15 protein-coding genes are annotated in these 21,324 nt (G+C 61.3%); 4 read left to right on the forward strand and 11 right to left on the reverse strand.

Annotated elements, in window-relative coordinates:
- The coding region (locus CXX84_RS10320; RefSeq protein ID WP_102976636.1) for a fumarylacetoacetate hydrolase family protein at positions 1-673 on the forward strand (673 nt) is incomplete at its 5' end.
- Between the two features lie 7 nt (positions 674-680).
- Here CXX84_RS10320 and CXX84_RS10325 read toward each other — a convergent pair.
- From CXX84_RS10325 to CXX84_RS10370, 11 genes are all read right to left on the reverse strand, one after another.
- Complete coding sequence (locus CXX84_RS10325) at positions 681-1,244, reverse strand: DoxX family protein (protein WP_102976637.1); 564 nt, start codon at positions 1,242-1,244, stop codon at positions 681-683.
- 171 nt (positions 1,245-1,415) lie between these two features.
- Positions 1,416-3,107, reverse strand: coding sequence for a DUF5597 domain-containing protein (locus CXX84_RS10330; protein ID WP_146031866.1), 1,692 nt, complete (start codon positions 3,105-3,107; stop codon positions 1,416-1,418).
- 138 nt (positions 3,108-3,245) lie between these two features.
- Positions 3,246-4,793 (reverse strand): MDR family MFS transporter, encoded by a 1,548-nt coding sequence (locus CXX84_RS10335; protein WP_223253056.1) that lies wholly within the window; start codon positions 4,791-4,793, stop codon positions 3,246-3,248.
- The gene (locus CXX84_RS10340; RefSeq protein ID WP_223253057.1) at positions 4,790-5,683 is read right to left on the reverse strand and encodes a sugar phosphate isomerase/epimerase family protein; all 894 of its coding nucleotides are present in this window, start codon (positions 5,681-5,683) and stop codon (positions 4,790-4,792) included. Before CXX84_RS10340 ends, CXX84_RS10335 begins: the two co-directional genes overlap by 4 nt.
- Positions 5,680-6,084, reverse strand: a complete 405-nt coding sequence (locus tag CXX84_RS19315) for a DUF6379 domain-containing protein (RefSeq protein ID WP_223253058.1) — start codon at positions 6,082-6,084, stop codon at positions 5,680-5,682. The genes CXX84_RS10340 and CXX84_RS19315 overlap by 4 nt, the downstream gene beginning before the upstream one ends.
- A 7-nt stretch (positions 6,085-6,091) precedes the next feature.
- A complete protein-coding gene (locus CXX84_RS10345; protein ID WP_102976638.1) occupies positions 6,092-7,645 on the reverse strand; it encodes a GMC oxidoreductase in 1,554 nt (517 codons plus the stop codon).
- A gap of 52 nt (positions 7,646-7,697) precedes the next feature.
- Complete coding sequence (locus CXX84_RS10350; RefSeq protein WP_102976639.1) at positions 7,698-8,585, reverse strand: ATP-binding cassette domain-containing protein; 888 nt, start codon at positions 8,583-8,585, stop codon at positions 7,698-7,700.
- On the reverse strand, positions 8,582-10,417 hold the full coding sequence (locus CXX84_RS10355) for a dipeptide/oligopeptide/nickel ABC transporter permease/ATP-binding protein (protein WP_102976640.1): 1,836 nt from the start codon (positions 10,415-10,417) through the stop codon (positions 8,582-8,584). Before CXX84_RS10355 ends, CXX84_RS10350 begins: the two co-directional genes overlap by 4 nt.
- Positions 10,414-11,349, reverse strand: a complete 936-nt coding sequence (locus CXX84_RS10360; protein WP_223253074.1) for an ABC transporter permease — start codon at positions 11,347-11,349, stop codon at positions 10,414-10,416. Before CXX84_RS10360 ends, CXX84_RS10355 begins: the two co-directional genes overlap by 4 nt.
- Before the next feature lie 79 nt (positions 11,350-11,428).
- Positions 11,429-12,946 (reverse strand): ABC transporter substrate-binding protein, encoded by a 1,518-nt coding sequence (locus tag CXX84_RS10365; protein WP_102976642.1) that lies wholly within the window; start codon positions 12,944-12,946, stop codon positions 11,429-11,431.
- Between the two features lie 315 nt (positions 12,947-13,261).
- On the reverse strand, positions 13,262-14,521 hold the full coding sequence (locus CXX84_RS10370; protein WP_102976643.1) for an ROK family transcriptional regulator: 1,260 nt from the start codon (positions 14,519-14,521) through the stop codon (positions 13,262-13,264).
- Here CXX84_RS10370 and CXX84_RS10375 point away from each other — a divergent pair.
- From CXX84_RS10375 to CXX84_RS10385, 3 genes are read left to right on the forward strand one after another with little or no spacing between them, the layout of a single operon-like run.
- Positions 14,514-16,577, forward strand: a complete 2,064-nt coding sequence (locus CXX84_RS10375) for a glycoside hydrolase family 3 protein (protein WP_223253059.1) — start codon at positions 14,514-14,516, stop codon at positions 16,575-16,577. The two genes, CXX84_RS10370 and CXX84_RS10375, sit on opposite strands and share 8 nt — an antisense overlap.
- Positions 16,574-19,774, forward strand: coding sequence for a glycosyl hydrolase (locus CXX84_RS10380; RefSeq protein ID WP_223253060.1), 3,201 nt, complete (start codon positions 16,574-16,576; stop codon positions 19,772-19,774). Before CXX84_RS10375 ends, CXX84_RS10380 begins: the two co-directional genes overlap by 4 nt.
- Entirely contained in the window at positions 19,771-21,318 is a 1,548-nt protein-coding gene (locus CXX84_RS10385) for a family 43 glycosylhydrolase (RefSeq protein ID WP_223253061.1), read from the forward strand. The genes CXX84_RS10380 and CXX84_RS10385 overlap by 4 nt, the downstream gene beginning before the upstream one ends.
- Positions 21,319-21,324 lie beyond the last annotated feature (6 nt).

A 21,324-nucleotide genomic window follows, 5' to 3' on the forward strand; every position in this document is an offset into this window, starting at 1 on the left:
CAACCCGCACACCGTGACAGGCACCGGCGAGGTGATCGGCATTCCGGCAGGCTGCACGGACCTGGACTTTGAAACGGAAGTGGCCGCCGTCGTCGGCCGCGTTCCCGGAAGCGACGGCCGGAACCTGACCGCGGAGGAGGCGCACCGCCACATCTTCGGCTACACCGTGCTCAACGACTGGTCCGCGCGGGACCTGCAGCGGCGGGAGATGAAGGTCAGCCTCGGCCCGTGCAAAGGCAAGGACTTCGCCAACACGCTGGGCCCGTGGATTGTCACGGCGGACGAATTCGAGGACCGGCACGATGCCGAGGGGTTCCTGCCCATCTCCATGGCCGTAGAGGTCAACGGGGATCCCCTTGGCCAGGACCTGCTCTCCAACATGGGCTGGCCCTTCGCCGAACTCGTGGCTTACGCGTCCCAGGACTCCGTGGTCCGGCCCGGCGATGTCCTGGGCTCCGGCACCTGCGGCAGCGGCTGCCTCGCCGAGCTCTGGGGACGGAACGGCTCGCAGACTCCCCCGCCCCTAAAAACCGGGGACGTGGTCCGCATGACGGTGGAAGGCATCGGGACCATCGAGAACACCGTGGGCGCCCGTCGCGAGGCTTTGACCCGCGTGCCAGCCCGGCCGAGGCCCCGTAACCGGGTTGCCGCTGCGGCTCCTTCCGGTATCTAGGACAGGTTCAGCCCTCTTCTGCGGCCTCGCCCGCGGCGGGGGCCGCAGCGTCAGCGGCCAGGGCCTGGCGTCGACGGTAGATCTGGATCGCGATGGCTGTCGGGATCACGGCTAAAGCGGTTACCCGCATCCAGGGGCGGTCCAGGACATGGCCGGTGAGCGCGTCCAAAGAGTAGGGCCCGGAGCCGCCGATCGTGAACGCTGCTGCTGCCAGGCCCAGCACGGCTGGATACTCCAGGCCTCCCTCGGTAGCGAAAAAGCCGTTCGGCGCGTGCACGCTGGCTGCGACGCCCATCGTGGTTGCAGCAGCGGCGCCGGCAGCAGGGGTGGCCATACCCAACGCCAAAGCGAACCCTGCTCCTGCTTCGCCGACGCCCGCGAGGACGGCGCTGGGTTTTGCCGGGCGGAACCCCATGGCGTGCATGCCCTTGCTGGTGCCTTCAACGCCTCCCCCACCGAACCAACCGAAGAGTTTTTGGGACCCGTGGGCGATGAGCACTCCTCCCAGAGCGACCCGGAACAGGGTCTGTGCGGCGGCCGCGGCCTCAGGGCTGGTGGTTACGTTGCTCATGGCAGTCCTCCATGGGTGGTTTGAGTCGCTGCACGGCTCGCTGTGAGCACGAGTCTACGTCCGCGGAACGTCCCGGTCACGGGAAATATCAGCCGCGCACAAGCCCGTTGGGATATCGAGGTGAAACGGGATGTGGGGCTATGAGCAGGGCGTCACCCCATTCCCGGTTGATTACTGGCTTGCGGAGATCAAGAGACGGACCCTTACGGCACCAATGTGCTTGTCTGAAAGGATCTCGAGGCGTTCGTCTCCATTGAGATATCTTCCGTCCTGCAAACCTGCATCGGTCAAGACCAGTTCCCGTACTGAATCAAGCTCAACGTCAGCCCCTGGCTTGTGGAAATCCACCTGCGCTCCTTGCCCCACGATGATGAACTCATTGGGGTTGACGGCGAGGACCAACCCGAAAGGACGGCTGTCTCCAGGAGTAGGGCCATGGATCGCGGCAACTGTTTCTCCGGGGAGCTCCGAGGCTGGCGGGACGCGCACACCAGCGTCCAGGAGCATACCTTCCAGGAGCTTCCTAGCACTACGGACGGTAACGGCAATTCCGGCTATTTCAGCGCTGACAGAAGCCTCGTCCTGGTCAAGGGCGAAACCAAAAATTCGGCCATCGCACTGGGCATCGACTATTTCTGGAGTGAGGGACCTGATGAACCCGCAGGCTGCGCTGAACTGGTTGCCTTCCCTGCCTTCTTCGACACCGAAGACGTTGTAGCCGAGGCCTCCAAAGGCGCCGAGAGCCAAAAATGCGTCTCCGGCGCGGAACCGGGCTTCCGGAATAAACAAGGGGTTGAAGTCAGAGGCGTACTGCCGCATGATTTCCGCCGAGTTGGGGACGTATATATCGGGCGCGAGGAAGTCGATAGCTGGTGCAGCAGCCCGCCACACCGGAATCATTTTGGCAGTTGGCCCCCCGCTGGGATACTGACCTGGCTTATCTTGCCCCTGTTGCGGGCCAAGCCAGGCGTTTGTGTAGGCAGGGAGCGGCAGAATTTGCTTCCCGGCGGCGGCCAGACCTCCTACATAGGATGCGAATCCCCAAGCCATGAAAGTTTCTTGAGCAACTGGGTTGTCGTCGCCGAACTGGTCTGCCCAGCTCATGCTGGGGTCCGAATTTGCGCTGAGGACCGCTACAAATTCCGGAGCGAAGGAATCCGGTGCTTCCCAAACGGCAGTAAGCAGTTCTTCGGGGAGCGGCGCATTCCAGCGAGTCTCTGCCAGCGCGCTGTAGTCCCTTCCTGCGCCAAGCATCCCCACTTCGTTTTCGACCTGCACCATGATGACAGTATGGTCCGGATCGATCCTGGCCACATGCCCCAGGAGGGCAGTGTAAGCAGTTCGGTCGGCCTCGAAGAGGTCGTGTGAGAAAACGGAGAGACTCGGCCTGGGCATGGATCCGGGGTAGGAGAAGGGCGTTTTCATGGGGCTGGTGCCCAGGTCCGCGCGTGGGAAGCGTTCCCGGTCGGCACGCACCCAGCTGGGGGCATAGGTGGACGAAGCGTTCTTAAAGGCTCCGAACCAAATTAATACCAATCGGATGCCAGAGGCCCGAGCGTCTTCCACCAATTCGTCGACGATCGAAAAATCGAGCCGTCCTTCTACAGGTTCGACTTGTTCCCATGACACGGGAGCGATAACGGAGTTGAGACCGGCCTTTGCCAGTTTTTCCCAGATTGGCGACATGTAGGCCCGATCGGACGCACTGGAATTGTGCAGCTCTCCACCGATGCAGAGAAATGGCTTCTCGTCAACGATAAGCCGTGTATGGCTCCCGACGCGTTCCAGTCGAGGAAGATTACGTGCACCTGCTTTTGGCCGGGATGTAAGTTCTTCCTGGACTGCAAGTTCAGAGTTTGGCATGTTTGTTCCTCATCATTCGGAAATTACGGATAAATCAGGCCTTTACAGGCGCCCCGGCACCGTTCCGTGCAAGGTTGGACGCTTCAGCGGAGTCCGGTCTCCAGACGATCTGGAGCTGTGCCAGTTTCCCTGCATAGGTCAGTCCTTCGCTTGCAGTGCCAGGTTGGCAGGGTTGTCCGGATTGGCAGGGTCGGCACAGTTGCCTGCCGAGACGGCGGCTTCATCGGAAAGGCGTCCATCGGGCAGCAGTAAAGCTGCAATGAAACCCACGATGTAGACGCCGGCCAGTGCAAGGAAAACGGGAGAAAATACGTCATGGTAAATCGATGCGATCTCAGCCTGCAAGGCGGGATCGGCGGCGTGGACCAAGGCAGGTGTCAGGGTGTGGGAATCGAGCCCCGTTGGCAAGAGCGACGCGACGCCGAACCCCACCACTCCGCCCACTACGGCTGAACCGATGGTGGATCCTATCTGGCCGCTTAGCCCTGCGGTTGCGGTGGCTGTGCCGAGTTCACTGCGTGGTGCAGCGCTTTGTACGATCGCAATGGCGAGGCTCATGAACGCCCCCGTGCCCAGGCCGACGAACGCCATGATCAACGCCGGGACCCACAGGTGCACACCCTGCGGCAGCAAGGACATGGCTCCAAGTCCGAGTGCTCCCATCACAGTGCCGACGATCGGAAAGACACGGTAGCGGCCTGTCCGTGACGCGAGCCAGCCCGTCACCAGGTTGCCCACCAACATTCCCAGCACAGTGGCGATGGGAACCAGTCCTGAGATGGTGGCACTGACTCCATAGGCCATCTGGAAATACGTTGGCAAGTATGCCGTGGCTGAGATGAGTCCGGCACCCATGACTGCTGAGAGTCCCACACCTGCACTGAAGGTGCGGTTGCGGAACAGGCTAACGGGGATGATGGGGTTGCGCTGGCCACGCTCGACGACGACAAGCCCACCTAGCGCTGCTAAGCCTGCTCCAAGGGCGATCCACGCTGAGGAGTTTGCGGAGCTGAACCACGCGACTGCCAGCACCACCGCCACAAGGACAGCGGTGAGCAGCAGTGCTCCAACGACGTCGAACCGTTTTTTGCCCGCCGGTTCGATATGCGGAACGGCAATGACTGCCAGGAGAAGCGCGGCCAGCCCCACCGGGACGTTGATCCAAAAGACCCAGGGCCACCCCCAGTGGTCTGTGATCAGGCCCCCGAGGAGGGGCCCGATCAGAATCGCCACCGGAAAGGCAGCACCGATGAGTGAGAGGTACTGAGGACGTCGCCTTGGTGTTGTTACCTCGGCAACGATCGTCTGCGACATCAGCTGAAGACCCGCGGCGCTCATGCCCTGGAGGACCCGGGCGACGACGAGCTGGGTCATGTCATGCGCGAGGCCGCACACGAAGGAAGCTGCAACAAAGCCGATCAGTGCAATGAGGAAGATCATCCGGGGACCCACCCGATCGCCGAGCCCTCCGAGGACCGGGAGCAGGACAGTGCTCGCCAGCGTGTACCCGACTACCACCCAGCTCATATGCTGGAGGGCTCCGAGTTCGCCGGCAACAGTGGCCAAGGATGTCGAAACGATGGTGTGATCGAGGGCTCCAAGGAATGACACCGCCAGGAGCGCTGCCATGAGGAGCCGGAGACGCGTGGGAGAGATCTGGACCGTGCTGCTGGGAACTTCGGTCACGGCGTCCCGGCGATCTCGGCCTCCAGGCTATGCAGAAGGGCATGCTGCCGGCGCACCTGCTCGATGGATCGGTAAGGCAGCCGATCGCCTTCGTATTCGCTGGACAGGTAACCCGACCACTCGTTCTCCTTCAGGGTTTGAAGGATCTCGCGCCAAGGTATCTGGCCGTCAACGAGGTTCTCGTCGATGTCGAAGAACTTGGCCTGGATGAACGACACGTACGGGAGAACATCAACTAGATCCGACATGGGAACGGCAAGGGGTTTACGCCAACCTTCTTCCTGGGCTTCTTCGCTGAGACCGTCATGCTTGGCGGTGGTGATTGCCCGTTGGAAGATGCCGGTGTCGATGAGCAGGCGGAAGTTCTTCGATCCGGTTCGTTCGATGAACGCGATGTACTCGTCCACCACCGGGTGCTTGATGGGAGTGGGTGCATGGATTTCCGGGCAAATGATGAGGTTCAGCTCGGCTGCGAGATCGAGGTTGCGCTCGATCACTTCCTCCCAGATCGGGTGGGGGCGCAGGTCCATGGACACTACGCCGATCTTGGGACGGATTGAGGTGAATCCGAGGCGATGGGCCAGCCGTAGATCACGAGCAAGCATCACAGCACCCTCATCTGCGGTGAGGTCGCGGTCACGCCACATGCTTGAGTCGATCCAGGACCCGTAGTTGGTAGGCTCCAGCTGGTATTTTTCGAGAAGCCCGTACCATTGGTCAATCCAAGCGGTGGACGGTTCCGGATAGTTGGGCACATGACCTTCGCCGAGGATCTCAATCCCGGTGGCGCCGATGTCAGCTATTTGTGCCATGGCGTCTTCCAGGGTGAGGACGGTGTTGATGTCACCGGTGTAGCTGTAGAGGGAGACGCCGTACTTGAGGTTGCTCATGCGAGGACCGTGACCTTTCGCTGGGACGTGAAAATTGACGGTTGGAATTCAGCCGGAATGTAGGGCGCGTACAGGGCAATATCAACGCGAACATCATGGACACCTACGGTCAGGCCGCCTGCGAGCGGCACCATGACGGTGGCCAGTTCATCGAGCTGCCAGCGGACATCGGTGGATTGGCGCAGTTCCCCAATACTGAAAGTGCGTCCCTGGAGTGTCCAGCGCGGTACTTCCCGGCTCCATTCCTGACCGTCCACCGTGACAGCCACCCCGTCTATGAGGCTTCCCCAGACACCTCGGTAGTTGGGCATGCGCAGGGCTATCTCGAAACCGACAGTCTCGGTTCCTTCCTGGACGTTCCGAAAGCCCCGGCTTTGGATCAGTTCTCGTTCGAGGACCATGTTTTCCTCACTTCTCTGTGGACGTGGAGTTGATTGATTCGGCGATGTGGCGTGCACCGGCGACTGCCAGGGCCACCCCGGTCAAAGTGGGGTTGCAGGCTGTAGGGGTGGGAATGACACCGTTGCCGGCAACGAACAACCCCTGAACATCCCACACCTGTCCGGTGGGATCGCACACGGCAGTTCCGTCGTTGGATGTCCCCATCCGCAGGGTCCCTTGGTAGTGCAGTGAGGCTCCGGCAGGGAAAGTGAGCGGTTCATCGCCCAATGGCTCGCCCAAGGACCGGGCAGCGGCAACCACCGATAGACGTGCTGCGGACAATGCCTGTTCGTCACGGGCCGTGAAGGTGTAGTGGATGTTCATCGCCGGCAGCCCGTAGGCGTCCGTCGTGTCTTCGGAGAAAACAACGCGGTCGGACGCTTGAAGGTCCTTTGCGCAGAACCACCCGAGGCCAACGATCGAACCAGGGATGACGTCACCCGAGATTGGCACCGGTGATGCGTCGAGTTGCATGACCTGCCCATGAAAGGGCTGCTCATCGGTGAAGGGCACCCAGCTGACCCCGCTCTGGGCGGTGATGGTGGTATCGCGTGACGAGGCAGCGGGAACATCATCCTCGACGCCGGTCAACCGGACAGCGTGGACAATCTGTGGCTGGTCGTTCAGGTACCGGCCGAGCGCTTCGGGGCGGATACCGGACGCGAAGAGCAGCTGTGGACCGCGGAGGGCATCCGCGGCAACGACGACGTACCGGGCCGCAATTTCATGCTCGTCTCCCGTCTTGTCGTCGCGCACCCGTACACCGCTGACCTCATCTCCGTTTGTCAGCACCCGCACAACCACGCTTTCGTCGAACAGGCGGGCCCGGGGGTTGTTCCGCGTTTCGTCACCGAACACCACGTCAGCTCCAGACCAGATGAAGCGGCCGTCGTCAGTGCGGCGGACCGCCAGCGGCATGGGCTGAACGCGACGCTCAGGTGCGCGGCCGCCGTCGAGCGCCGTTGCCAGACGTGAGCGGACGAGATCGGCCAGGGGAGCATCAGCCAGCGCCTCCGAGCTGACCGAGAGGAGACGTTCCGCCTCGGTCAGAAGTTCGTCCATGTTCTGAAGGAACGCAATACGCTCGCTTCCGCCAGGACGCGGGCACGCGCCGGTCCAATGCGCCGCCATCCCGCCAACATTGCTGGAGAATGCAAGACCCGGCAATCCAGCCTCGCCGGGCTGCTGCCAACCGTCGTCGAGGAGGAAGGTGCCGGGCCGCACCGGGCGTGCGACGTCGCGTGCGTACTCTGCGAGGTTCCCGCCGGTCGGCAGGGCGCTCACTTTTCCCTCCGAACGGCGCTGGGCAGCTTCGCGGTCCTGCACGCTTGCGATGTTCTTAACGTGGGATCCGGGCGGATCACTGATGGTCGGTCCGGCCTCGAAGATGGCAATGCTCGCCTGGGGGCTGAGCTCGGAAAGTATCCGTGCATAAGTGGCGCCGGCAGGGCCGCTGCCGATGATTGCGACGTCAACGACAGTTGGATAAGGGCGCGCTGAAGGTACTGCTGTGGTGGTCATGCTGTTCTCCAGGAGTCTGTAGAAGGGAGGGCTTCACGCCCTGATGGTTTGCTCAGCGGACCGCTGTGGACGGTGCAGGCTGGGCGTCAAGAAAAAGTCGTCGTTCCCGGCGCCGTTCGGCTTGCAGGGCCGGGTTGGCGATGGGTGAGGCCAGGAGGAGGGCCTTCGTGTAGGCGTGGTGCGGCTTGGCAATCACCTGCTCCGTGATGCCTGTCTCCACGATTTCTCCCCGTCGCATCACTGCGACGCGCTCGCTGATGTGCCTCACCACGTCCAGATCGTGAGTGACAAACAGGAGCGAGACCCCGGTCTGCTCTTGTATGTCGGAGAAAAGTTGAAGAACCCGTGCCTGGGTGGACAGGTCCAATGCACTGACGGGCTCATCACACACAATGAGCTTAGGATTCCGACACAAAGAACGGGCAATTGCAATGCGTTGCCTTTGGCCACCGGAAAACTCGCGAGGGTAGCGGGTGCTGGCGTTGGAGGGCAGATTTACAACATCAAGGAGCTCCCGGACCCGCCGTTGTGCATCAGGCCGGGATGTGCCGGCTACCTGCATCGGCTCGGACAAAATGTCGCTGATGGTCATTGACGGATTCAGTGAGGTGTAAGGATCCTGAAACACCACCTGGATATCGCTGCTCAGCGCCCGGCGCTCTTTCTTGCTGAGCTCGGTGATTGACCTGCCATCGAAACGGATGTCGCCATTGGTCACAGGGGCAAGTCCCAGCACGGCACGGCCAATGGTTGACTTGCCCGAGCCGGACTCGCCCACGAGCCCCAAGGTTTCCCCAGGCTTAATATCGAGGCTCACGCCCTGCAACGCCCGGAATGTCCGTTTTCGACCCAACCCGCCAATCCTGTAATCGACCGTCAGGTCAGTGATCCGCAGGAGGGGCTCTGCTTCCGGCGAGGGGTTCTGGTTGACGGAAGTCATCGTGCACCCTCTGTCTCGGTGGTCATGCCTGAATCGATGGGGCGGTGGTTTGCTGTTTTCGAGGTTGAATCGAGCGCAGAGTCCAGGAGGAGCCGCGTGTACTCTTCCCGGGGGTTCATGAACAGGTCAGTCACCGCAGCTACCTCCACAATTTCGCCGTCGCGCATCACGGCCACTTGGTCGCAAAGATCCGCTACCACTCCGAAGTTGTGGGTGACCAGGACGACGCCCATTCCCCGTTCGGCCTGAAGGCTGCGAATGAGGTCCAGCACGTCGGCCTGCACAGTGACGTCCAGCGCCGTGGTGGGTTCGTCAGCGATAAGAAGCTCCGGATTGCAGGAAACGGCTCCGGCAATGAGCACGCGCTGCGCCATTCCGCCTGAGACTTGATGCGGGTAGGACCTGAAGACCCTTTCAGGATCAGGAATGCCTACGCGGGCGAGGAGTTTGAGGGCTTCATCTTTAGCAGCCTTCGCCGAGATTCCCAGATGGTGTTGCATTGGCTCGGTAAGTTGGGACCCTATGCGGAAGGCAGGATCGAGGTTGCTCATGGGCTCCTGGGGGATGTAACCGATCCGGGCCCCGCGCAGGCGATTGCGCTCTTTCGGAGTCATTCCGAGCAGATCCACTCCGGCGAAACTCAGAGTTCCCGCGGTCATGTCGGCTTGCCCGGGCAAGAGGCCCAGGATCGAGAAGGCAGTCTGCGATTTGCCGGAACCGGATTCTCCCACCAGGCCAAGGATCTGGCCGCGCTCCACCCTGAGGGAAACACCTTTGACAACGTCGGACTTTTCCCCGTTGGGGCGGGGGTAGGAAACCCTGAGGTCGTTGATGACCAGGAGCGTGTCCCCCGGATCCACAGGTGCCTTTTCCATCGGCCGTGCGGGTTCAGGAGTTGAGCCGGGGTGTTTGGCAGCTTTTACCGTCTTGACGCGGCCGGCTGAGGACCCGTAATTCGCCAAGGCGTCGCGGAAGCCATTACCCACCAGGGTGCAGGCCATGACCGTCAGCACCAGTGCAACACTTGGCCAGAGAAGCAGCCACGGAGCGTTGAAGATGTTTTGCGATGCGTCGTTGAGCATAAGTCCCCAACTGGCCTTGTCAGATGAGCCAAGGCCAAGGAAGGCAATACCTGCTTCGATTCCAATGCCGGCGCCTGCCAACAGTGCCGCTTGGATGATGGTGGGCGTGATGACTACCGGAAGGATATGGCGAACCATGATGCGGATATCGCTCAAGCCGGAGACACGGGCTGCGTCCACGTACAGCTCTTCCCGCACGGCCCGGACCGAGCCGCGGATGAGAAGAAACACCGATGGAGCGATCAGTATGCCGAACACCACCAGCGCAAGTGAGGTACTGCGTCCTACGCGGGCCAGCACTACAAGGAGCACGACGATTGCGGGCAGCGACAGGAGAGCACCGCTGATCCACATGCTGACGCCGTCGATCCACCCCTGTCGGTAACCTGCCAAGAGCCCGGTTGGTACTCCAATCAGCAGGCTCACTGCGATGACAATCGCGGCACTTGAAAGGCTGGTTTGGGCGCCGTAGACGAGGTTCGCCAGCACATCGCGGCCCACACCATCAGCGCCCAAAGGATGCTCGGAGGTGAAAGGCGGCGCCAGGACATCGGCGAGGCGGGTGGCGGTGGGATCGTAAGAAGAGATCAACGGTGCGAGCATCGCGACTACCGCCAGCAAGGCGAGGAACACCAGCGAAATCACTGCTGCGGGTTCACGAAGGAACTTCCTGATCAGTTTGTCGCCTTGGGGTGCGGAGCTAACCACTTCCAGCGACTTGCGGGTGCCGGTGACAAGGTTGTCGGTCATGAGACACGCACTTTCGGATTGATCCAGCCTTGAGCCAGATCGACGAGGAGATTGACGACGACGACGAGCACCACTGTGACCAGGACGATCCCGAGTACAACAGGAAGGTCGCCGCGGCTGGCAGAGTTATTGGCCTGGGTGCCGATACCGGGGATATTGAAAACTTTCTCAATGATCACCGAACTGGAGATGGCCACGATGAACATCAGAGAAACCGTGGTGAGGCTCGGACCGGCAGCGCTGCGCAAGGCATGCTTCACCACGACGCTTCGCTCGGGGAGGCCTCGGCTGCGCAGTGTCCGGACAAAGTCCTGCTGCATGACATCGATCATTGACCCCCGGACCTGCAGGGCAATGGAAGCCAAGGAACCCAACGCCAGAGCAACCACCGGGAGGGTGATGGAGGCGAGCCACTTGCCGGGAGAATTCGTGAAGGCAGTGAACCCGGTAGCCGGAAACATGCGAAGTTGGACAGCGAAAACCAGGGCCAGGACGAGGGCCACCAGGAAGCCGGGAATGGCTTGAACCAAGGTCGACGCCACCTGGAGACCGCGATCAAGTCGTCCCCGGCGCAATGCAGCAGTGACCCCAATCAATGTTCCGAAACCAGCGGCGAGGATCAGTGATCCGATCACCATGGACAGGGTGGGAGGGAGCGTTTGGAAGAGCAATTCTCCTACTGGCTGGTTGGTGAACCAGGACCGGCCCAAATCTCCATGTACGGCTGATCCGAGCCATTGGAAGTATTGGGTGATCAACGGTTCATCGAGGCCCAGTTGTTGGCGCTTGGCCTCCACCTGTTCTGCCGAAGCCACAGGCCCCAGAACCTGACGGACAGGGTCTTGCCCCGTGAGGTTCAGGAGGAAGAACGTGGCTGTGGAAATAACGAACATGAGCACCAGTCCTGAGGCCAGGCGGCGAAGGATAAACATCAGCACGGCAGCTCCTTGGGCTTCGGGAAGATGACGAAATGGGCAGTGGGAGGCCGGCCGGCCTGGGCCGGCCTCACACCTACTTGTTCGAGGGAGTAAAGCCCCAGAGCGGCGGCATAGTGGAATACCGCTGCGGCGTCACCGTAATTTCGGCGTTGCTTGCGAAGACGTTGTCAGACTGGATGTAGGGCGCAAACCAGGCTTGGTCCACCAGATAGGTGTTCAGTTGACGGAACGTTTCGTTTTGGACCTCACCGGTTTCGCCTTGTGCCTTGTTGATCAGATCGACCACAGTTGGATCGGAGACGCGGAACGGGTTCCACAGTGATTCGGGAGTGAGAGCGATCTGCGCGAAATCCCAAGGGCGCGGGCTATTGAGTCCGAAAATAGCTGCGGGGTACTTTCCTGCCAGCAGATCCGAGATGAAGGACTGGCCATTTACAGGCTGGTACTGGGGGGTGACACCGATTGCTGTGAGCGCTTCCGTGACAGCCGCCTGCTGGTCGGGGTAAATAGGTGATACATCCGGCATTGGCAATGTGAAGCCGTTGGCATAGCCTGCGTCGGCGAGAAGCTTCTTCGCGGTCTCCACATCGAAGGGGTACTTCTTGTCCAGCTCAGGGATGTAGGCATCACTGGTGGAGCTGAAGACCTGGCTGGTGGCCTTTCCCTTACCGCCGTAGACCTGTGCGTGGATCGCATCCCGATCCATTGCCATGTTGATTGCCTGGCGCACCTTGGGCTCGGCAAGTGCAGGGACCAAAGAGCCCTTCCGGTCGAACAAGTAAAGGCCGGTGCTGGTGTAAGCGGGACTGGACTGGATGTTCAGGCCTGCGGACTTGAGGCTGTTTCCATCTTTGTCTGTAACTACTGCAAAGTCCGTCTCCCCTGCGCGCAGCGCGTTAAGGGTGGCGTTGTTGTCGTTGAAGACGGTGACTTCGACGGTATCGAAGGGGAAGGCTTTGGCGTTCCAGTAGTCCGGATTTCTGGTGTAGGCGTACTTGATGCCGGTCTGGGACTTTGCGGCATCAAGTATGTAGGGGCCGGAACCGACGGGAGCGCTGTCCAACTCCGGAGTGCCCAAGGCTTTCGGACTGGCAAGAATGCCGGCTGTCCCGCCCAGATTCGGCACTAACGACGGGTCGGGGGCGGAGAGCGTGACCGTGAGGTTGGTGGCATCCGTGACAGCGACCTCTTGGATGAAGCGAAGTTGCCCGCCGGCTTCGCCGGTGCCCTTACGGGCGGAATCCAGGTTGGCCTTTACGGCGTCCGCATCCAGGGGCGTTCCATCGGTGAATTTAACTCCTTCCCTGATGGTGAGGGACAGCATTGTCCGGGTGTCGTCGTAGGACCATTTGGTCACAATGTTTTCGGCCGGTTCTCCCTCATTGGTGTTCCGGAAAAGGGAGTCGTACACGGGCTGCAGGAACATCGTGGTGGGGCCGGTACCGAAGTTGCCCGGCGAGAAGGACTCCGGCGGGGCAATGGCTGCCAAGTCCAATTCAGTGGGGGCAGTGGAACCGCCAGGGGAGGAGCCGGTGCAGGCGGTAAGCGCCATGACGGCTGTGACGGCGGCAATGCCGACTAGTTTGCGCATGTTTCTCCTAGACAAGGCGTCGAAAGCTCAGCTTCGAGTGATCCGACTGTTCTCCGGCGACAACGCTACGGAGATCGATAGGTATTGCTGTGAATGGTGGCTGAAAGGCCGTGGAAGGGCGCCTTGCTTCACGGGGAATCCCGCGGATTCCCTGTCTGCGTTACCGGCGCAGGGCGAACGGATGCAGAGGGTGTGCTCCATGTAGTCCCCCTCGCCGTCGAGGTTAATGTTGCTGGCAGAGCGCTTTGTGGCGCTTATTACAAAGATAATCCGGTGACCGGAATAAGTCAACAACTTCTTCCGTCGTTCGGAATATCAGGCAGAAAGCCCCTCACTGCCTTGGTTGAGGGGTTGGTTCAGCCGCTCGAGGAGCCCGGGGAGGTTGTCTTTGGAGAAGAGCTCGCCAAGAACAAGCTGAGCGGCGCCGACGACGCCGCCTACCTGCTCGTCAATGGCCGACAACTCCACGAGCAGGTCCGGTGCACCTGTTGAGGGCAGCCGTTCCAGGACTGCTTGCTGTATGGGCTTCAGCACGATGTCTTTGGCCCGGGCAATGCCACCGCCGACAACCAGCATGTGAGGAGCGAAGAAACTTACCAGGGTTGCCAGGCTGCTTCCAAGGAGCGCAGCTGTTCGGTTGAGTAGTTCCTTCGCGGCGGCATCTTCGTGCTCAGCGGCCAGCGTCACGTCATAGGCGCGGACCCGTCCGGTCTCCTTAAGGACTTGCGCGAGGTACGGGCTGCGTCCCGTTTGGGCCAGCATCAAGCCGTCCCGCTCGATCGCCCATCCACTGGTGACGGCCTCAAGGCAGCCCGTGCGTCCGCACCTGCAGGTGATCACTCCGGCCTCGGGTACGGCCACGTGGCCAATGGAGCCAGCCAGGCCGTGGGAGCCGCGGTAGAGGCGGCCGTGGGTGATGAGGGCGGCCCCAACCCCGGCGCCGGCTCCGAAATAGAGCAGGTGCTTTGCTTTGGCGGCCCGCGGATTGCTTTCAATTTCAGCCAAAGCCAGGAGATTGACGCGGTTGTCTACCCAGACCGGAACCGGCCACCGCGCCGCAAACTCTTCCCGCACCGGGTAATCATCCCAGCCGGGCAGGACCGGTACGCCGACGGGAGTGCCGGTGTCGAAATTGACTGGACCGGAGAGGCCTACGCCGATCCCGAGCAAGTTGTTGCTGCTTTGCTCCCGGACAACTTCCTCGATGATGGCGTTGACCTGGTCGAGGATCCGCGCGGGCCCTTCGCCGACGTCGCATAGTTCCCGATGGCGGGTGCCGAGCAAGGCGCCGGCAAGATCGGAAGCGCTGACTACCATCTCATTAGAGGCGATGTCCACGCCAACGACGTAGCCGGCCTGGGCGTTGAGTGACAACAGCTTGGCAGTCCGTCCTCCAGTAGAGGGCGCGCGGCCGGGGGAATGAATGAGCCCGATCTGTTCGAGTTCCGCAACTCTCTCGGCAACAACGCTGCGCCCCAGGCCCACCTGATCGGTCAGGGTTGCCTGCGTGATGCCGCCCTGCCAACGGATTGTCTTCAGCACCGACGCCAATCCGGTGTAACGCTCTATGGCCATGATTTTCCCTCCAAGCGCCTTCAGCGCCTTGCCGCAACCAGCGTCGACAATCCGATGGCACTTCCGTCATTGCCCCACGGTGCGGGCGTTTTCCGGGCCACCATCCGCAACTTTAGCTTGCGTTGAACAGGTCCAGTCTATAACTTTTTCCGGTAAGCGGATAAACTATATGAAACCCATCACACAAGGAGGCCGCGTGCGGCGATCTGTTTCAACGACTGAAGACGGTGTCCAGTACCGCGACTTGAACGGAAACGGAGTCCTCGATCCCTACGAAGATCCACGGCTGGACCCTTCAACCCGCGCCAAGGATCTTCTGATGCGTTTGTCGGTGGAAGAGAAAGCCGGGCTGCTGTTCAACACGGTGATGGTTGTGGGTGAAGTGGCGGATCACGATACGGCCAGTCCCTTCGGACCGGAGTCTCCGCGTGACTTTGTGGTTGGCAGGGCCATCAACCATTTCAACATTGGCCGCTTCCCGTCGGCCCGGCACATGGCCCGCTGGCAGAACGCCATGCAGGAACTTGCAGAGCTCACGCCACACGGGATCCCCATCACCTTCGCCACCGATCCCCGCCACGGCTTCGCACAAAACGACGGAATGGCTTTCGCCACCGGCTCGTTTTCACAGTGGCCCGAACCCATGGGCTTGGCCGCCCTCGGCGATCCTGCCGTCATGAGCGACTTCGCGGAGACCGCCAGAAGCGAGTATGTCGCCGTAGGGCTTCGTGCAGCTCTTCACCCACAGATTGACCTGGCATCCGAGCCGCGCTGGGCTCGCCAACTGCAGAGCTTTAGTTCAAACTCGGCGGTGACCTCAGAGTACGGTGCGTTGCTCATCGCAGGTCTCCAGGGCGGGAAGCTGTCATCCACGAGCGTGGCTTGCACGGCCAAGCACTTCCCGGGCGGAGGCGCCCAAGAAGACGGGGAGGATCCCCACTTCCCGCAGGGTAAAGCCCAGATTTACCCCGGCGGCAACTTTAATGAACACCTGGCGCCGTTCAGCGCAGCGATTGACGCCGGCATAAGCGCGATCATGCCCTATTACTCACTGGCGAAAGAGCTTGTTATCAATGGCATCGAAGTGGAGGAGGTGGGCTTTTCGTACAACAAGTACTTGATCACGTCACTTCTTCGCGAACAGCTCGGCTTCGATGGTGTTGTCCTTACGGACTGGCAGCTTGTCACTGATCTCGAGGTCTTTGGCCTGCCCTTCCCCGCAAAGGCGTGGGGCGTTGAGCATCTCAGTCCACTTGACCGGGTGGAGAAGCTGTTCGATGCCGGCGTGGACCAGCTGGGTGGCGAATCCTGCACGGAGTTGGTGCTTGAACTGCTGGCCAGCGGCAAGTTGTCACCGGAGCGGGTGGATGCATCGGTGCTGAGAATCCTTCGGGTTAAATTCGAGCTCGGGCTCTTCGACAATCCGTACGTTGACGCGGATAAGGTCAACGAGGTGGTCGGATCTGAGCCGTTCCGCGCAGCCGGACACCGCGCCCAGGCAGAATCCATCACCATCCTCAAGAACGAAGGGTTGCTGCCCCTTGCCCCCGGTACCCGCATATATGTCGAAGGTGTGGATCCAGCCGTGGTCATTCATCAGGCGATCCTCGTCCCGGAGATAGCAGATGCTGATGTAGCCCTTGTACGCCTGGCAGCACCATTCGAACCACGCAACGAGTATTTCCTCGATGCCATGACGCATCAGGGGAGCCTCGACTTCCCGGACGAGGAGATCGCACGGGTGCGAGCACTTGCAGCAGAACTTCCCGTGATCTTGGACGTCTACCTTGAGCGGGCAGCGATCCTGACCCCATTCGAAGACATCGCAACTGCCATTACGGCGAACTTCGGCGCATCTGATGCTGCCCTGCTGGATGCTTTGACTGCTGCGATCCCACCGAAGGGCCGGTTGCCGATCGAGCTGCCTCGCTCCATGGCCGCCGTCGAAGTTTCACATCCCGACGTCGCAAACGACACCGAAGATCCGCTCTATCCCTACGGCGCCGGCCTCAACCTGCCGTCAACTTCCCGGAGCGAATCCGGGATGCTCACGTGAACGGGACCACCGGAACGCATCAATCGAGCGAAGTTCTGTGGAGTGAGTTCGTTGATCCGCCGGCTTCGGCACGGCCGCGTGCCTGGTGGCACTGGATGGACGGCAACGTCGAACTCGAGGGCATTCGGGCGGACCTTCACTGGCTCCACTCGGTGGGGGTCCGAGGTGTCCAAGCCTTTGACGGGGCGCTGGGTAATCCGCTTGTTGTGGAAGAAGCTGTGCTTCCCGGCAGCGAGCAGTGGCGGGAAGCTATCGCCGTTGCGGCAGCAACGGCCCACGACTTCGGCCTGGACTTCACCGTAGCCACCTCAGCGGGGTGGAGCGCAGCTGGAGCCCCATGGGTTGATAAGGCCGATGCCATGCGCAAGCTGGTATGGTCCCAGACCGTCGTCGAAGGCGGCGAACTGATCCAACTCAACAAACTCCCGGACGTCGCAGGACCATATCAGGACATTCCCAGGTGGGGAGTCGAGCCGCATGAAGGCTCGGGAGACGCCAAAGATCTCTTCGCCTTGGCCATCCCGTTCCACAGCAACCACGATGCTTTGAACCCCGCCTTTGTCCGCACCTCCGACCCGCCTGTTGAAGCGGTCACCGTTACCCATGCAACCGCCGTCGAAGAATTCCGGCTGGCCCGAGACCCGGACAACCACTCCGTGGCCTGGATCGAACAGTCCTTTGCCGCACCCGTGACCGTGCGTTCCTGTGTTATCGAGCTCCCCGCCCCTCACGGCTTTGGCGCGGCTCCGCCCGCCATTGCGACCCTGCAGGTCCAAAATGACGACGGCGGTTACGTTTCCATCTGCACGTTGCCGGCGACGCAATGCCCCTCGCGGACCATGTCTTTCCCCGCGGTTACCGGGACGCGTTTCCGGTTGCGGCTGCATGCGGCCGGGATGTCGACGGTGCTGGCAGCGTTCGAGAAAGGGGTGGTGGCCCCGCCGGTGTTTCAGCCGCTCAGGGAGCACACCGTCCGTAAATTTGCCCTCTACGAAACAGGCATGCCGGCCCATAGGGAGGCCAAGTGCGGTTTCGCGACTGCACTGGACTACGACGCCCTTGATACAGACCCGGGTGCAGTATTCGGGGTAGTGCCGCTGGCCGACGTCCTGAACGTCAGCGGGCACCTCTCACAGGGAAGGCTGACCGCTCCGCTGCCCGAGGGAACCTGGAGAATCATCCGATTTGGTTCTTCCCTCACGGGTCAGACCAACGGCCCGGCGCTCCCGGAAGCTACAGGTCTCGAGGTGGACAAACTCGACAGTGAAAGAGTCCGCCGCTACATCACAACCCATCTGGCACAGTTCGGTGACGCCCCCATTGATGGCCTTCTTAGCGACAGCATCGAGGCCGGACTGCAGAACATTACGGATCAGCTCCACCGCCGATTTTTCGACCTTCGCGGCTACGACATGATCCCCTGGTTGATCACCATGGCAGGGTTCCTGGTGGAGGACATCCATTCCAGCGACCTCTTCCTCGCTGATTTTCGTCGCACACTTGCTGAAGTCTTCGCCGAGTCCTATTACGGCACGTTGTCCGAAGAAGCACATAAGCGTGGTTCGATCTACTACGCGGAGGCGCTGGAAGACCGCAGGCCGCAGCTCGGCGACGATCTTGCCATGCGCTCGCACGCAGACGTCCCCATGGGGGCGATGTGGACTTTCGACTCTAAGGCCGGACCCGCACCGACCTACGTCGCGGACCTCAAAGGGGCATCATCGGTGGCGCATGTCTACGGACGCAGCCACACCGGCGCTGAAGCCTTTACCTCGGGACGAAACCCCTGGAGTGATTCGCCGAAGTCCCTGAAGCACGTCGCTGACCTCCAGCTGTCACTCGGAGTGACACGATTCTGCATCCACACTTCCCCGCACCAACCCACCCAGGTACCACCGCCCGGGATCGCCCTGGCGCCCTCGCTCGGCCAATCCTTCACCCGCAACGAAACCTGGGCTTCCGTTGCCAAGCCTTGGGTGGACTATCTGGCCCGATGCTCGCACCTTCTTTCTCTTGGCCGGCCAGCTGTCGATATCGCCTATTTCATCGGCGAGGAAGCACCCGTCACCGCCCTTTTCGGTGATGCTTGCAACGGCGACGTTCCAGCTGACTACGACTACGATTACATCGGCCCGGATGCGCTCAGGACGGTTTTGAACGTTCAGGGAGGCGAACTGCAGGCGGGCACCTCCCGCTACAGACTTCTTTACCTCGGCGGTGCCAGCAACAGGATGAGCACAGGCGCCCTCCAATCCATCCTGCGATTGGTGGAACAGGGCGCAACGGTGGTCGGCGAACGTCCAACGGCTAAACGCTCGCTGGCTGACGACGACACCGAGTACGAGCGTTTGTGTCACCTCATCTGGGGCAGCCCGAACAGTGGCAAGATTTTCCCCACTGCAGATCTGGCTTCCGTGCTTCAGGAGCATTTCCCTCCTTCCGTGATCGTCGAAGACACCCGGGTGCGGCGGATCGCGAGATGGGTGGACGGGGACCAGCCCCTGCTCTTCATCGCCAACCCTGTCAACGAAGACCTGCATACCACCGTGACGCTGCCGAACAGTGACGGCAGATTCCTTGCCTGGGACCCGGTGACGCTACAACAACATGCCCTCCCACCTGCGGAAGACGGCTTCGATGTACAGCTGCCCCCTTACGGTTCCCTCTTCATTCTCAGAGGCGAAGCTGATCTGGGCCCCGGGAAGGAGCGGGTTACCGAGGCCGCTGGTCAATGGACGCTCACGATCCCGGGTTCCGAGTCGGTGCAGCTGGCCCACGCCACCTTCTGGACCGATCCCGAAATCGGGGCGTTGCACTTCTCGGGAACGGCCACTTACGTGGTTGAGTTCCAGCTCCACGGCCCCGAGCTCCCGCACGCTGTCCAGTTCGCCGATGTTGCTGATGTAGCGCACCTCAAAATCAACGGAGAAGAATCAGGAATTCTCTGGACTGCTCCCTACCGGGTGTCCACCAACGCGCTGCGGCCCGGGAGGAACCGGGTAGAGATCAGGGTCACCAATCCGTGGCGCAACCGGCTGATTGCTGAAGCCCGCGGCAACACCGGAACGCTCTACCCACCCATGACGAGCGTCTTCAACGAAGAAGCCGAAATCCTGCCCGCAGGTTTACTTGGGCCACTGAGCCTGGTCTACAACCACCGGCAGGAATCTCCACTAATGAAAAGACTGGATGTATGACACATCAAATGGCCTCTCCCGCTGTGAGCCAGGAGGGGCAACGCCGGTCCGACCTCGGCAACGGAACTTACCTGAACCCGGTGTTCGCTGGGGACCACCCGGACCCGGCCATCCTGCGGGACGGGGATGATTACTACTTGACCTTCTCGTCGTTTGAGTCCACGCCCGGACTCATCATTTGGCACTCACGGGACCTGTTGAACTGGCAACCGCTCGGGCCGGCCCTTGCCACGCCCATCGGTTGCGTGTTTGCGGTAGACATGTGCAAAGTGGACGGCCGCTACTTTATCTATATCCCGATCATTCCCACCGCCGTCTCCCCGGATCCAGCTGCGCCTGTGCTGATCTATGTCATCCATGCCGAGAACATGGCGGGACCTTGGAGCGAGCCGATCAACCTGGGCATTGAAGGGCATATTGATCCGGGGCACGTCGTGGGAGAGGACGGCAACCGCTATCTGTTCCTCAGTGGAGTCAGCCGGGTCCGTCTCGCCGACGACGGACTATCTACACACGGACCCGTGGAGCACGTCTACGACGGCTGGCGCTACCCCGACGACTGGGTGGTTGAAGCCTATGCACTGGAGGGGCCCAAGCTGACCCGCCGCGGTGAATGGTTCTACCTCACGACGGCGGTTGGCGGCACTTCAGGTCCGCCCACCGGGCATATGGTCACTGTCGCCCGCTCCCGCTCCGTTGAAGGCCCGTGGGAGGACTGTCCCAGCAATCCCATCATCAGGACATGGGATGCGGACGAGCCCTGGTGGAGCAAGGGGCATGCCACCCTGTTCGAAGGCCCCAACGGCCAATGGTGGAGCATCTATCACGGCTACGAAAACGCATTCGCCACCCTCGGCAGGCAAACGCTCCTGGAACCCATCGAATGGGACCAGGATGGATGGCCCAGAGCAGGCGGGGGCGATCTTTCGGCGGTACTGCCGGCACCCCTGCCCGCCGTGTCTCGGGCAGCCGATCAGGTCCATGGCACGCCGTTGTCCGATGATTTTTCCACCGCGCGCTTTGGAACCCACTGGTCATTTCATGCTCCGACCAAGGACGAGTATCTCCGGGCATCCTTTGACGCCGGGTTGGTTCTGCAAGCCCGCGGGTCAGGCCCGTCGGACAGCTCGGCGTTAACGTGTATCGTCGGCGACCGGCGATACGAAATCACGGTTGAGATGGAACTTCGCGACAGCGCCCAGGGCGGGCTGCTGCTTTATTACAGCGACCGCCTGTTCTGCGGCATGGGTCACGACGGCGGCCACATGACCAGCTATCGCGCCGGCAGGGCCATTCCGTACTGGCGTGAACCTGCTCCTGCGGCTCGGAGGATGCACCTGCGAATAGTCAATGAAAACCACATTGTTACCCAGTACTACAGCTTAAACGGGACGGACTGGACCAGGCATGGGCTCCGTTTCAACGTCGCGGGCTATAACACCAATACGGCCGACGAACTCCTCAGTCTGCGCCCGGCTTTGTTCGCAGCCGGAACGGGTGAAGTGCGGTTCAAGAACTTCACGTACCGTGCCTTCAACGACTGAGCGGTG

The sequence above is a fragment of the Arthrobacter sp. AFG7.2 genome, assembly GCF_002892835.1.
Classification (GTDB): Bacteria; Actinomycetota; Actinomycetes; order Actinomycetales; family Micrococcaceae; genus Arthrobacter.

Bases quoted from the DNA above. Each gene is read 5' to 3' on its own strand.
- CXX84_RS10325 (WP_102976637.1), bottom strand. From the start codon at position 1,244: ATGAGCAACGTAACCACCAGCCCTGAGGCCGCGGCCGCCGCACAGACC.
- CXX84_RS10330 (WP_146031866.1), bottom strand. From the start codon at position 3,107: ATGCCAAACTCTGAACTTGCAGTCCAGGAAGAACTTACATCCCGGCCA.
- CXX84_RS10340 (WP_223253057.1), bottom strand. From the start codon at position 5,683: ATGAGCAACCTCAAGTACGGCGTCTCCCTCTACAGCTACACCGGTGAC.
- CXX84_RS19315 (WP_223253058.1), bottom strand. From the start codon at position 6,084: ATGGTCCTCGAACGAGAACTGATCCAAAGCCGGGGCTTTCGGAACGTC.
- CXX84_RS10345 (WP_102976638.1), bottom strand. From the start codon at position 7,645: ATGACCACCACAGCAGTACCTTCAGCGCGCCCTTATCCAACTGTCGTT.
- CXX84_RS10350 (WP_102976639.1), bottom strand. From the start codon at position 8,585: ATGACTTCCGTCAACCAGAACCCCTCGCCGGAAGCAGAGCCCCTCCTG.
- CXX84_RS10355 (WP_102976640.1), bottom strand. From the start codon at position 10,417: ATGACCGACAACCTTGTCACCGGCACCCGCAAGTCGCTGGAAGTGGTT.
- CXX84_RS10360 (WP_223253074.1), bottom strand. From the start codon at position 11,349: ATGTTTATCCTTCGCCGCCTGGCCTCAGGACTGGTGCTCATGTTCGTT.
- CXX84_RS10365 (WP_102976642.1), bottom strand. From the start codon at position 12,946: ATGCGCAAACTAGTCGGCATTGCCGCCGTCACAGCCGTCATGGCGCTT.
- CXX84_RS10375 (WP_223253059.1), top strand. From the start codon at position 14,514: ATGGCCATGATTTTCCCTCCAAGCGCCTTCAGCGCCTTGCCGCAACCA.
- CXX84_RS10370 (WP_102976643.1), bottom strand. From the start codon at position 14,521: ATGGCCATAGAGCGTTACACCGGATTGGCGTCGGTGCTGAAGACAATC.
- CXX84_RS10385 (WP_223253061.1), top strand. From the start codon at position 19,771: ATGACACATCAAATGGCCTCTCCCGCTGTGAGCCAGGAGGGGCAACGC.